This is a genomic window from Acidobacteriota bacterium (assembly GCA_003696075.1).
Taxonomy (GTDB): domain Bacteria; phylum Acidobacteriota; class Polarisedimenticolia; order J045; family J045; genus J045.
Window position 1 is genome coordinate 1 of record RFHH01000161.1, and the last position, 12819, is coordinate 12819.

General features: G+C 71.6%; 10 protein-coding genes. 5 read left to right on the forward strand and 5 right to left on the reverse strand.

What is annotated here, in order from left to right; translation table 11 throughout:
- Both D6718_10650 and acnA read left to right on the forward strand, forming a co-directional pair.
- Positions 1 to 1129 (forward strand): response regulator (locus D6718_10650; GenBank protein RMG44113.1); only part of this gene is annotated, 1129 nt, incomplete at its 5' end.
- A 108-nt stretch (positions 1130 to 1237) separates the two neighbouring features.
- On the forward strand, positions 1238 to 3934 hold the full coding sequence (gene acnA / locus D6718_10655) for an aconitate hydratase AcnA (protein RMG44114.1): 2697 nt from the start codon (positions 1238 to 1240) through the stop codon (positions 3932 to 3934).
- A 19-nt stretch (positions 3935 to 3953) separates the two neighbouring features.
- On the opposite strand, the gene D6718_10660 is transcribed toward acnA, so the two are convergent.
- Positions 3954 to 5336 (reverse strand): hypothetical protein, encoded by a 1383-nt coding sequence (locus D6718_10660; GenBank protein RMG44115.1) that lies wholly within the window; start codon positions 5334 to 5336, stop codon positions 3954 to 3956.
- 10 nt (positions 5337 to 5346) lie between these two features.
- Positions 5347 to 5535, reverse strand: coding sequence for a hypothetical protein (locus D6718_10665; protein RMG44116.1), 189 nt, complete (start codon positions 5533 to 5535; stop codon positions 5347 to 5349).
- A 520-nt stretch (positions 5536 to 6055) separates the two neighbouring features.
- Here D6718_10665 and D6718_10670 point away from each other — a divergent pair.
- The 3 genes from D6718_10670 (at position 6056) to xth (ending at position 10214) form a co-directional block, all read left to right on the forward strand.
- Positions 6056 to 6724: a hypothetical protein gene (locus D6718_10670; GenBank protein RMG44117.1), complete on the forward strand. Its 669-nt coding sequence runs from the start codon at positions 6056 to 6058 to the stop codon at positions 6722 to 6724.
- 943 nt (positions 6725 to 7667) lie between these two features.
- Positions 7668 to 8399 carry a hypothetical protein gene (locus tag D6718_10675; protein ID RMG44118.1) on the forward strand — a complete coding sequence of 244 codons (732 nt, stop codon included), beginning with the start codon at positions 7668 to 7670 and terminating at the stop codon, positions 8397 to 8399.
- A 1029-nt stretch (positions 8400 to 9428) separates the two neighbouring features.
- Entirely contained in the window at positions 9429 to 10214 is a 786-nt protein-coding gene (xth, locus tag D6718_10680) for an exodeoxyribonuclease III (protein ID RMG44119.1), read from the forward strand.
- Between the two features lie 15 nt (positions 10215 to 10229).
- Here xth and D6718_10685 read toward each other — a convergent pair whose 3' ends face one another.
- The 3 genes from D6718_10685 to D6718_10695 form a co-directional block, all read right to left on the reverse strand.
- Positions 10230 to 11225 carry a hypothetical protein gene (locus tag D6718_10685; protein ID RMG44120.1) on the reverse strand — a complete coding sequence of 332 codons (996 nt, stop codon included), beginning with the start codon at positions 11223 to 11225 and terminating at the stop codon, positions 10230 to 10232.
- A gap of 62 nt (positions 11226 to 11287) precedes the next feature.
- Positions 11288 to 12451: a deoxyguanosinetriphosphate triphosphohydrolase gene (locus D6718_10690; GenBank protein RMG44121.1), complete on the reverse strand. Its 1164-nt coding sequence runs from the start codon at positions 12449 to 12451 to the stop codon at positions 11288 to 11290.
- 78 nt (positions 12452 to 12529) lie between these two features.
- Complete coding sequence (locus D6718_10695; GenBank protein ID RMG44122.1) at positions 12530 to 12793, reverse strand: ferredoxin family protein; 264 nt, start codon at positions 12791 to 12793, stop codon at positions 12530 to 12532.
- Between the last annotated feature and the right edge of the window lie 26 nt (positions 12794 to 12819).

Below are 12819 nucleotides of genomic sequence, written 5' to 3' on the forward strand. Positions count from 1 at the left end.
CGACATCGCCGAGCGCCTGGTGCGCGACTTCGACGGCCTGTTCCAGCAGATCCGGAGGCTCGCTCGGAGCGCGGGCAAGCCGGGCGAGGCGAGGGGGGAACGGGAGCTCCTCAGCGCGATCGAGCGGCTGGCCTCCCGGGGAGCCGCGCTCACCCGGCGGGTGCGCGCCCTGGCCCCCAGCTCCGTCGACCGCTCGACGCACCGGCCCTGCGACCTGTTGCGGCTCGTGCGCACCGCCGCCGCCGACTTCCTCCGCGCCAGCGGACCGGAGCTGTCCCTCCGCGTCGAGGTCGAAGCGGAGGGCCGCCTCGTCATCAGCTGTGATCCGTCCGAGGTGCGCCAGGCCATCTGGCAGGTCCTCCAGAACGCCCAGGATGCGAAGCCGGACGGCGAGATCAGGATCCGGACCGGAGTGCTCGAGGTCGGCGAGGAGGCGGCCTCCGCCGCCCCCGGCCGGCGCCCCGGCCGGTACGCGGTGGTGGAGATCACCGACAGCGGCCCCGGTATGACCCCGGAGGAACGCGCGCGCGCCCTGGAGCCGTTCTTCAGCACGAAGGGCTCGCGGGCTTCGGGACTCGGCCTGACCCTCGCCTACGGAACGGTCCGTGCCCACGGCGGCTTCCTCGAGCTGGAGTCGGAGCGCGGCGCGGGGACGACCGTTCGCCTCGCCTTCCCGCTCGTCAGCCAGGAGGAGGTCGAAGCCGCTCCGGAGCCGGTCCCGGTCGATCCGCGGGCGCGGTGGCGGGGCAGGGAGACCGTCCTGATCGTGGACGACGACGAGGTTTCGCGGGAGGAGGCGATGCGCCTTCTCGAATCGTACGGGTACCACGTCGAGTTGGCGAGCACCCCGCGCGAAGCGCTCCAGCGGCTCCGCCACCGGCCGCGGGTCGACCTCGTCCTCCTCGACATGGTCCTCCCCGGCTGGAACGGCCCCGACGTGCTGAAGCGGATCCTGCGGCACTGGCCGGGACAGCGGACGGTCATGGTCAGCCCGTACCCGCTACAGGAGCACGAGGAGCACGCGCTCCAGATCGGAGCCGTGGGGATCTACCGGAAACCGTTCCGCGATCCCGACCTGCCTCGTGCGGTCCGGGAGGCACTCGACGGCCCGCCTCCGGCTCCCGCCTGATCCGCGCGGGCTCGTGCGCTTCCGGCCGCGCCTGTATCATGGGCGGCCCCGCCCGCCATCCGGTCCTCGGCGAAGAACCCGAGTCGAACGAATTGCAAGGAGGAAGCGATGCCCGCCGATCCGTTCCACGCCCGTGATCGCCTCGAGACAGCGTCGGGCCCGGTGGAGATCTTCCGTCTCGACCGGCTGGAAAAGCAGGGCTTCGGGGAGGTCTCGCGCCTTCCCTTCTCGATCAAGGTGCTGCTGGAGTCGTTGTTGCGCAACGTCGACGGGCATCTGGTGACCGAGGAGGACGTGACGCGCCTGGCCGGGTGGCGGCCGCGCGACCAAGAACGGCCGGAGCTTCCGTTCCTTCCCGCGCGCGTGCTCATGCAGGACTTCACGGGCGTTCCGGGTGTGGTGGATCTGGCGGCGATGCGAAGCGCGATGGCGCGCCTCGGCGGCGACCCGCGGCGGGTCAACCCGCAGATCCCGGTCGATCTCGTCATCGACCACTCCGTGCAGGTCGACGTCTTCGGCCGGCCGGACGCGTTGCGCGAGAATGCCGAGATCGAATTCCGGCGCAACCGCGAGCGCTACGAGTTCCTCCGGTGGGGTGCGGCCGCCTTCGACAACTTCCGCGCCGTCCCCCCGGCCACGGGGATCGTGCACCAGGTCAACCTCGAGTTCCTGGCGCGGGTGGTACAGACACGATCCGACGGCGGCATCACCGTGGCCTTCCCCGATTCCCTCGTCGGCACCGACAGCCACACGACGATGATCAACGGCCTCGGTGTTCTCGGGTGGGGGGTCGGCGGCATCGAGGCCGAGGCGACGATGCTGGGCCAGCCGGTTTCGATCCTCACGCCAGACGTGGTCGGCGTGCGGCTCGAAGGGGAACTCCCACCCGGTGCGACCGCCACCGATCTGGTGCTCACCGTCACCGAGCGCCTCCGCCGGCACGGCGTCGTCGGCAAGTTCGTCGAGTTCTGCGGCCCGGGTCTCGCGAAACTTCCCCTCGCCGACCGCGCCACGATCGCCAACATGGCGCCCGAATACGGCGCGACGATGGGGTTCTTCCCGGTCGACCGCGAGACCCTGAGATACCTCGAGCTGACGGGGCGCCCGAAAGAGCTGATCGATCTGGTCGAGCGTTACACCCGGGAACAGGGGCTCTACCGGACGGGCAGCGATCCCGATCCCGAGTTCACCGACCTGATCACGGTGGACATGAGCCGTGTGGAGCCGAGCCTCGCGGGACCGCGCCGCCCGCAGGACCGTGTGCCTCTCGCGGAAGCACGGGAGCGGTTCGAGCGGGAGCTGAGCGAGGGCTTCGGTGTGCCGGGGGACGATCCCCGGCGCGGCGCTCCGATCGAGGTCGAGGTGGACGGGCGGCGGTCGGGAATCGGCCACGGATCGGTCGTCATCGCGGCGATCACGAGCTGCACCAACACCTCGAACCCCTCGGTGATGGTCGGCGCAGGCCTTCTGGCGCGGAAAGCGGTGGAACGGGGTCTTGCCGTCCCCGCGCACGTGAAGACCAGTCTTGCCCCGGGATCGCGCGTGGTCACCGCCTACCTCGAAAAGGCGGGTCTCCTGCGGGACCTCGAGCAGCTCGGCTTCCACGTCGTCGGCTACGGATGCACCACCTGCATCGGAAACAGCGGGCCCCTCCCGCCGGCCGTGGCGGAAGCGATCGAGAAAAACGGCCTCGTCGCGGTCTCGGTGCTGTCGGGCAACCGGAACTTCGAGGGCCGGATCAATCCGCACTGCCGCGCGAACTATCTCGCGTCGCCTCCGCTGGTGGTGGCCTATGCGCTGGCGGGGCGGATGGACGTGGACCTCGCGCGAGAGCCGCTGGGAACCGGCAAGGACGGGCAACCGGTCTATCTCCGCGAGATCTGGCCCGGCCCCGAGGAGATCGCCCGGGTCGTCGAGGAGTCGCTCGACCCCGAATCGTTCCGCCGGCAGTACGAGAACGTTTTCGGGGGGAACGAGAACTGGAACCGCATCCCGGTCACGGAGGGCGATCTCTTCGAGTGGGACCCCAAGAGCACCTACATCAAGGAGCCTCCGTTCTTCGAGGACCTCGGTCCCGAGGCGGGACCGGTCGCGCCGATCCGCGGAGCGCGGGTGCTGGCCCTTCTCGGCGACTCCGTGACGACCGACCACATCTCCCCCGCCGGGGCGATCCCGCCGGACAGCCCGGCCGGAAAGTGGCTCATCGAGCAGGGCGTCGAGCCCTCCGAGTTCAACTCGTTCGGCTCGCGCCGCGGCAACCACGAGGTGATGATCCGCGGGACGTTCGGCAACATCCGGCTTCGCAACCGCCTCGCGCCGGGAACCGAGGGCGGCTACACGGTGCACCTTCCCGACGGCGAGACGATGACGATCTACGATGCGGCGATGCGCTACCGGGAAGAGGGCCGGCCGCTGATCGTCCTGGCGGGCAAGGAATACGGCACCGGGAGTTCGCGAGACTGGGCGGCGAAGGGAACCGCGCTGCTGGGGGTGCGCGCCGTGATTGCGCGCAGCTTCGAGCGGATCCATCGCAGCAACCTGGTGGGGATGGGCGTGCTGCCGCTGGAGTTCTGCGACGGCGCCTCCTGGGAGAGCCTCGGCCTTTCCGGAAGGGAGCTCTACGACATCGAGGGCGTGGAGGGTGCGCTCGAGCCGCAGCAAACGTTCACGGTGATCGCGCGGGACGACGGAGGAGAAAAGCGCTTCCAGGTTCGGAGTCGGCTCGACTCGCCGGTCGAGGTCGAATACTTCCGGCACGGGGGCATCCTGAGGTACGTCCTGCGCCAGCTCCTGCGCGCCGGCTGACGCTTCACGTCCGCGCCGGTCAGAACGGGAGGTCGTCGAGCGGTTCGCTCTTCGCGCCCGGCTGGCTGGCGGCGCTCGCCGTCCAGGCGCCCTCCGCCTCCCAGGGCTCGCCGAGTTCGAGCTCCGCGCCGGAGGCGAGGTCGAGCACGTAGGACCATCCGGCGACGCCCTGCCCGGTCCCGGCACGGACCACCCTGACGGCGCGCCCCCGCGCCCACGCCCGAGTCCTGCGGGGCGGCTCGGAGAGGGCGCGATCGATCGCCTCCCTCCGGACCATGCGGTGCCGGAGGAATCCGCCGGCATCGAGCGTTTCGAAGATCCCGGGAGGGTGCAGCCGCCCGAAGACGAGATCGAGGACGGCGGCGCGTCCCGGATCGGCCGGGGCGGAGTTCACCTCCGGAAGGAGCGCGCCGCCTCCGCGCGCATCCGCCGCGATCCGGCACCACAGGTCCAGCTTGAGCGCCCAGTCGAGCGTGGCTCGCAGTCCGGGGTCGGCGCGCTGGATCCGGCCCAGAACCGCCCGCCAGCGGCGGCAGGCGACGGGAGCCCACCACGGCATCCAGGGGGCACCGGAATGGCGCTCGGCCATTTCCAGCAGCGTGCGCTGGACCTCCAGCGCCTGCCGGTGGCGCGCCGAAGCCACGTCCCGGATCGGAGCGAGCGCGAGTTCGAACCGGAGGGCGGCCACCTCGTCCGGATCGGGCAGCGGCCGGTGCGGTGGGATCCCCGCCTGGGCGAGCTGGAGAACCAGCGCGGTGGTGGCGAAGCGGAGCCACAGGGCCTGTTCGCTGCAAAGCGTCTCACCGAGAGTCACGTGGATGCGCGGGATCGGTTCGCCGCGGCCCACCCGGTAGCTCAGGTCGCTCCCGCGGTACGGCCGCGCGGTGATCAGGCGGGGAGAGAGAACGAACCGCGGCCCTCCGGCGCGCAGGAGAAACCCCCCGCCGCCGCAGTAGAGCGCCCTGGTGGCGAGGTGCGCCCGGAGGAGCGGGAAGGGGTCGATGTCGACAGGCCACCAGGCGTAGTTCTCGTGGCTGCCCCAGGTGACGGTGCCACCCGCTCTGTCGGCGTTGCCCCGGTAGAGCTCCGCACCGCGGAGTCCGCGGGGGCTCCCGCTGAGTTCGGCGCACGCTCGGGCGAGCAGGCGATCCCCGGCGCGCGCGTGCCGCACGAGCTGCCACGGGTCGGCCGTCTCGGGCGTCGCGTACTCGGGGTGACCGCCGGCGTCGACGTACACGCGGGCCCCGTTGGCCAGGAAGATTCCCCCTTCGTCCGCAGGGATCGCCGGAACGCTCGCCGCGACCTTCCGAACGAGCGCCGAGGCCACCACCCCGGCTTCGCGGCCGGGCGCGGCGGCGGCGTACTCCGTCTCCAGGCCGAAAATCGGCGGCGGCAAGCGCACGGCCCGCCGCTCACTCCCCGGGCTTCTGCCGAACCCGCCTTGCGAACTCGTCCGGCTCTTCCGTCAGAACCAGGCTTTCGAGCAGGCGCTCGGTGGCGGAATCGAGCGTGGCTCCTTCGTCGAACGACCCTTCGAGGGGTACGAGCTGCGGGGACGACGGCGACGACTCACGGCGCGCCTGGACACTTCGACTCGGCATCGGGCTCCTCCCTTCGGGGCTGGGGGCCGGCTCGCCGGTCGGCGCCGCGCGGCGGTGCTCTTCTCCCCGCCCCGTGACCGCGCTCCAAAGATCCCACACACCCGGGCTGCCGGTGGACCGGCGCCGGCGTCATCGGCCGGCCGGCGGTGCCAAACCGGCGCCGTCGCAGGTGCTGTGTCGAAGAGAGACCTCGGCGCGTCATGCCGCGTCATCGTCTTGCGAGCGTTCGTCACAGCGCCGGCGGCCCGGTCACCGCGGCCAGACAGGAACGCAACGTCAACCGGGTGAGAGGCTTGGGTCGGATCGCCGGGACGTCGGCGGCTGCCGGCGACGGCGACCGCCACCCGCCATCGCTTCGAAACCCGCGCCGGGAGGGGATCGGGCGAGGTTGCCGCCCGCGTTTCGCGCTCTGCGGATCCCCGAGCGTTGCCCGCAGAGGCCGATTCGCGTATTTCCTCCCAAGCTCGTCCCGCGACGAAGCCGCCGCGTGCAAGCGTGAACCCGCGGGACGGCTCCCCGAATGCCGCCACGAGACGATTCCAGCTCCCGCCCGCCCCCGCAGGAGTTCTCGCGCCTCCGGGCGGCGGTGCGCCAGTGCCTGAGACGGCTCGACCGCGCGAGGGAACACTTCGAGGCCGGGGTGCGCGAACTCGAGCGCCTGGATTTCGCCTTGGAGCGACTCGAGGAGTCCTGGAACGGCGACGGGAGCCCGGCCCGGCTGCCGTCGCGGTGGCGGCGCAGGAGCCGCCGGCCAGCGCGTGGGATCGCTCGCGCCGACGCGCTGCTCGTCCGGGTTCTTCCCGGCGGGGAGCGGCTCTTCTCCATCGACGGTGGGCCGTCCTTCCGTCTCCCGCCGCGACTGGGACGCGCTCTCCTTCTCCTCGCCGCGGAGGGCGGTCGGGGGGAGGACGGGTTGGGCGAATGGATCCCGGCCACCAGGCTCCGCCGGGAGCTGGAAGGCCGTGCGGGGCGGCCCCTGTCCTCGTCGTCGGTCCGGGAAACGATCCGGCTCCTGCGGCGGAGTCTCCTCGAGAAGGCCCGCGTCGACCCGCGGCTCCTCGAGACCTGCCCGGGCCGGGGCTATCGGCTCGCACTGGCCTCCCCGCCGCGCACGGTCTTCGCGGCGGAGAGGAGGCACGAGGAGCCCGGACCGGGGCGTTCCCGTGCGGCGACGATGGACGAGCCGTAGGGGAGCGCGGGAACGGCCGCGGCCGCCCTCGCGGGCGCAGGCGTGCCGGCAGGAGGAGCTGTTTGGGCGGCGCATCCCCGGTGGTGTCACTCGGGAGAGTTCCCGATACCTGGCGCCGATTGGCCTCCCTCGCCGGCTGCGCGACGCCGATCGACCGCCGGACTTCCGCCTCGGGGCTCGGTCGGAGGGCGGTCCGCTCCGCGGGGCAGCTCGGTCTCGTTTCGCTGTCGGACCGGGCCACTCCGGCACCCCGGAATCCGCCGGGGGTGGCCGCCAGACCGGATCGGCTCGGGTTCGGCCTGGGCGCGCCCCTGGCGGTATGCGACCGAGCGGGAACCCCGGATCCGTCCGGCTGGCCGCCCTGCCGGCCGGAGGTCGGGCTCCGAGCGACGGTGCGCGGCGCGCCGATGGCGAAAGCGCTGCGCGGGGCGTGCCGGAGGAGGTCTCGGGTCCGTAACGCCGCGAGCGGAGCCGGATCGAGGGTTGCCGCCGATTCCGCGGAACCGGCGCGAGGTGCTTCCTCGATGGTGCGTTTTCGAGTTCGACTCGACGGCCTCTCGGAGGTTTCGGTGCGCAGCCGCTCGCTTCGCGCGAAATCGAGCCGAGGTGCTTGTCTCCCATCGAGTTGGCCGATCCAGCGCACCATCCGGGATGCACCTCGGTCCGACTGAAGGGGTGCCTCCTTGACGGCGTGCTCCGGCATCGAAACCCGATCGAAGGGGCCGGGCCTCGAGGTTGCACGACCCCGCCCGACTCCTCGAGTGTCGGCGAGTTGCCGTTGCCGGCCGGCCCCGGTGGCGGCTTCCCGGGCTGGTCCGCTTTCCGGCGGAGCTTCGCGCCGATCCGCGCCGTTGACGGCGCACCCCGAGAGGCTTGGCCGAGGCGCGATCGCCGCGCCGCGCGGCCGGTTCGGTCGCAAGCCCCGGCACGGCAACGAGTCGGTGTGGAGACCGCTCCTCCGCGGGCGTGGATCGGTGTGGAGAGGGTTCCGCCGGAGGCCGCCCCGGCCGGCGCCGCTGCCGGGGCGGGCGCGGCGGAACGAACCCCGAACGGCTTCCTTTCGGAGGGCGGGCCTCCGGACGGCCAGAGGCCTGCCGGGAAAGTGGGTTGCCCGGACCGCTTCCCCGCCGCGGTCTTTCACCGTATCCTTCCCGCAGGGAGGTGGAGCGAGCAATCCGGCCGCGCCGAATCGTCCGCCCGGGGGGGCGCGGACGGATCCGGTCCTCCCTTTCCGGCGCGGCCCCAGCGCGCATTTCCCCGGGAGGTCGATGTGAGCCGAGATCCCCGCGACCGGCCCCCGCCGCCGCCCGATCTGGGCAATCGCGAACAGGTGCGCCGGCTCAAGCGCGCGATGGAGCGCAGCGCGGCCACCGTCGTGCGCTGCCAGAACTGCGGCCACCAGCAGCTGGCCGAGGCGGCGTTCATCGGGCCGCGGTCCGCCTGCGACCGCTGCGGCACCGCCCTTCATTCGTGCCGTCACTGCCGCCACTTCGATCCGAAGGCGAGGCACCAGTGCCTCGTGGACGGGGTCGCTCCGGTCGGCGACAAGTGGAAGGCCAACTCGTGCCCCCACTACGACGCCAGGCTCGTCCTGGACGCCACGGGGAAGCGTCTGGGCGGCAAGGGAAAGCAGGACGCGAAGGCGCTGTTCGATTCGCTGTTCAAGAAGCCCTGAAGCCGGGGGCAACTCGGCCCGAGCGCGCCGGGGGCCGATCGAACGAGCGGCGCAGCGCCGGCGGCGCGCGCCGGCGGCCTTCTCCACGACATTCGGCAGGTTCGAAGCGCATGCTCGCCTCCGGCGGCGAGCTCCACCCGACGCGCACCCCGACGGCGAATCGGCGCGCGGTTCGCACCTTCGCGCGGGGACGCCACCGCCCTCCCATGACCGGACGGCGGGGCGCCGTTTCCACGCCATCGGACCTCGATCTCGGGCTCGGCTCGGAGCGGCCGCGAGCGACGGGCCTTCTCCGCCCGGCTCGGACCGCCGGGTGCAGCGCTGAACCTCGGCGGGTAGGGGGTTCCCATCCGAAAGAGGCGATCGCCGGCCGCCAGAAGATCGTCCGGTCCCGCACGGACCGGTGGCGGAGCTCGCCGGGGCCGGCCACGTCCCGGCGCCGACCTCAACGGATCCCGAGGCTGCGGAGCAGGGCGATCCCGCGCGCGATCCGCGCCGCTGCCCCGATGGCCCTCCTGGAGCGGATGCCGGCGCACAACCGGAATTCCATGGCCCCCGCGCCGCTGCGCCAGATCTCCGGGGGTGCCGCTCCGGCGGAGCGAGTCCCCGCGCGACTCCTCGGGGGAAAAGGGAGGCTCGCCACAACCCCGCCGCGGCCGCCGGGAGGCCGGAGCTTCCGAGCTTTCAGTCACTTGGGTGAGAGGTTGCGCCCTGTCGGGGGAACCGCTCCATCGCGGTGGCACCCTGCCGTTCGGTGGCCCGCCGAGACTTCCGCGCCGCGCCGGCGGGCCCCTCTTCCGCGCCGGCCGGTGCGCTCCCCGTGCGCGCTCCGAGCCCCGAAAAGCAAGGCGAGGTCGGGACGCGCCCTTCTTCCCCGTCGGCCGTTGCCGGCCGGCCGCCGCCGGCGGGAACGGCTCGCGGACCGTGCGGGCCGCCCGGCGAGTCCCGTCCCGGTCGATTCCTGCATCCCTGAGTTCGGCGTAGGATGGGACGCGCGCGGGGAACCGCTGCGATGGGACGGGCGGACGGATGCGGATCGCCACCTGGAACGTGAACGGCCTTCGGGCCCGCCTGGAGTTCGTCCTGGAATGGCTGCGCCGGCGCGAGCCGGATCTCGTCGGGTTGCAGGAGCTCAAGCTGACCGACGATCAGTTTCCACACGAGCCGTTCCGGGAACTCGGCTACCAGGCGCTCGTCCACGGGCAGAAGGCGTGGAACGGCGTGGCCATCCTCGCGAAGTTCCCCATCGAGGAGACGGCGCGCGGACTTCCGGGCCAAGAGGACGCCGGCGCGAGGCTCTTGGCCGCCCGCAGCGGTAGCCTGCACTTCGTGACCGTGTACGTGCCGAACGGAAAAGCGGTCGGCCACGAAGACTTCGAGCGGAAGCTCGCGTGGTTCGATTCCCTCTCCGACTGGCTGGCCCGCGCCTACGATCCGGACCGACCGCTCGTGGTCTGCGGCGATTTCAACGTCGTCCCGGAACCCCTCGACTCCTGGAACGAGGAGATGCTCGCGGGGACGATCTTCCACACCGACGAGGAGCGCGCGCGCGTGGCGCGCCTGCGCGAGTGGGGATTGGTCGATCTGTTCCGGACGCTCCACCCCGGGAAGCGCGCATTTTCGTGGTGGGATTACCGCGGCGGCGCGTTCCACCGCGGCCAGGGGCTGCGGATCGACCTCGTGCTCGGTACCCGCCCGGTGGCGGCGTGGGCGAGGGAAGCGACGATCGACCGCGAGTTCCGGAAAAAGCAGCGCGGCTTGACTCCCTCCGATCACGCTCCCGTCATCGTCGAGCTCGCAGCGGACGGTGCGTGAGACCGGAGGCGGCGCTCAGCGCTCGAGTCCTTCGGGGTTGAGTGCGCTGGCGGGAACGGGTTGCGAGCGCTGCCGGTCGAGTTCCCTCAGGTGCTCGAGCGCCGCTGCCCAGTCTCGTGCCGCCAGATAGGAGGAAAGCCTGCCGAGGACGATCTCGTCGGCCGGGATTTCGTACACGCCGGCTTCGAGAACCTTGGCCAGCACCACGTCGCTCGAGGGAGCCGCTCCCGCGTCATCCCAACGCGGGCGTCGCGGACGGTAGCTGTTCAGCACCGGGATCGCCTCGTAGACGAACGCCCCGAGGCTGTTGCGCGCCACCAGCGTCACCGGCCCGGAGGAGGTGATCCGTTCCGTTCCCCGTCCCGAGACCAATCCATCCGCCGGATGGCCGGCGAGCAGCCGCGGCGGCTTGCCTTCCACCAGCAGCCAGACGAGGTGAGCCCCTTCCACCGTGAAGTCGAACTGGACCTCCCCCATCCCGTGGAGGATCCGCGGCCTGACGTTCCACGAGGCGATTCGAAGCGGAGCGCCGCCGGGGGGGAAGGTGCGGTATTCGGTCTCGGCCCGATCGTTGGAAGGATCGCCGTCCCACTCGGCCAGATCCTCCCACTGGCGGTCGAGGCGGGCCTCGATCCGGTCGCCTTCGTCGAACGGGTTCCCGTCGAGCCACATCTCGCACACCGCGACCCTGCCTCTCGGCAGACCGTCGCCCGCGCAGGTCGACAGCGGGTCGCCCCCGCTCCCTCGTACCACGAGGCGCCAGGGCCTCTCCCGATCGACGGGGCTCTGGTTCTCCACCAGGGCCCGCAGGAGGACGCGGTGGCTCGCCCCGCCGGTGCTGATCTGGTAGGCGTGAAGGTCGGCGATGCCCAGGTTTCCCGGAGCGGCCGACGGCCGCTCCTCCGGCCTGCCCTGCCAGCGGCGGCCGGCTTCGGCGCTAGGGGCGACCGCCAGGAGGGCGGCGGCGATCCAGGCGAACAGGAACCGGGACGCGCAGCGACGGAACGACATGGAATCCTCGCACCTCCCTCCGGCGAATATAGGGCCCGGCCGAACGGCGTCCAGAGCGAGAATCAGTGGGTCGCGCTCGGCAGCGCGTCCGGGCCCGGGCCGCCGCAGAGGCGGCGGTGCTCCTGGAGAGCGAACCGGTCGGTCATGCCGGCGATGTAGTCGCAGGCGGCCCGAGCCACCCCCTGTTCCTCGGCCAGGGCGGCGAAGCGCTCCGGCATCTCACCGGGATCGGCCACGTAGGCCGCGAACAGCTCCCGGACGACCGAGCCGAAGTGCCGCCGGGTGGCTTCGATCCGGGGGTGCCGGTAGAGGCGCTGCCAGAGGTAGCGTTTCAGGGTCCGGTTCGCCGAGGCCACCGGGTCCGACAGGCCCACGAGCCATTCCGGTTGGGACCGAACGTCGTCCACCGACCGGACCCCAGCCGCCCGGATCCTCTCGCGCGTGGTGGTCACCAGGTCGGTGACGAGCGTATCGATGACGCGCCGCAGGGCGACCTTCGCCCGGACCCACGCGTCCTCCCCGGGATGGTCTTTCGCCGCGGCGCGGAACGGATCACCGAAAAGAGGCACGGCGTCGACGAGCGCGTCGAGGTCGAGCAACCCCGACTCGAGACCGTCTTCGATGTCGTGGTGGTTGTAAGCGATCTCGTCCACCAGATCGATCAGCTGGGCTTCGAGCGGCGGCGGTGTCTCGGGGAGGTATTCCGCGGCCTCCGGTGTCCGCGCGAGGTCGGGCGGCCCCGAGTGCTTGACGATCCCCTCCCTGACCTCCCACGTGAGATTGAGACCGGGAAACTCCGGGTACCGGCGCTCCAGGAATTCGACGACCCGGAGCGTCTGGCGGTTGTGGTCGAAACCGCCTTCGTCCCGCATCAGCTCGTCGAGGATCTCCTCGCCGAGGTGACCGAACGGGGTGTGACCGAGGTCGTGTCCGAGGGCCAGCGACTCCGCCAGATCGGAGTTCAGCCTCAGCGCTCGGCACACGGTCCTGGCGATCTGGCTGACCTCGATCGAGTGGGTCAACCTCGTCCGGTAGTGGTCGCCCTCGTGATTGACGAAAACCTGCGTCTTGTACTCGAGCCGGCGAAACGCCCGCGAATGGATGATGCGGTCGCGGTCGCGCGCGTACGGGGGACGATAAGGGTGTTCCTGTTGCGGATAACGCCGCCCCCGCGTCTGGGCGTCACGCTGCGCCCAAGCCGCCAGGTAGGGTTCGCTCGCGTTCACGGCCGCCCCCGGCGAGAGCCGGAACCCTGGCCGGATCCGCCCCGCGCGGGAGACGGAGAGCGGCGCCGCCCGGTTCGGCTACCGGTTCTTGTACCAGTCCGCGTTGATCTGGACGTACTTCTTCCACTTGTCGGGAAGGTACTCCTCCTCGAAGATCGCCTCGACCGGGCACTCCGGCTCGCACGCACCGCAGTCGATGCAGGTTTCGGGATCGATGTAGAGCATCTCCGCCGACTCGAACTCCGGCTCATCCTTCGTCGGATGGATGCACTCGACCGGGCAGACCGCCACGCACGCCGTGTCCTTGGTGCCGATGCAGGGCTCCGCGATCACGTAGGTCATCCGTCGCCTCCCTCGTCGAGACCGGC

Bases quoted from the DNA above. Each gene is read 5' to 3' on its own strand.
- acnA (RMG44114.1), top strand. From the start codon at position 1,238: ATGCCCGCCGATCCGTTCCACGCCCGTGATCGCCTCGAGACAGCGTCG.
- D6718_10665 (RMG44116.1), bottom strand. From the start codon at position 5,535: ATGCCGAGTCGAAGTGTCCAGGCGCGCCGTGAGTCGTCGCCGTCGTCC.
- D6718_10670 (RMG44117.1), top strand. From the start codon at position 6,056: ATGCCGCCACGAGACGATTCCAGCTCCCGCCCGCCCCCGCAGGAGTTC.
- xth (RMG44119.1), top strand. From the start codon at position 9,429: ATGCGGATCGCCACCTGGAACGTGAACGGCCTTCGGGCCCGCCTGGAG.
- D6718_10685 (RMG44120.1), bottom strand. From the start codon at position 11,225: ATGTCGTTCCGTCGCTGCGCGTCCCGGTTCCTGTTCGCCTGGATCGCC.
- D6718_10695 (RMG44122.1), bottom strand. From the start codon at position 12,793: ATGACCTACGTGATCGCGGAGCCCTGCATCGGCACCAAGGACACGGCG.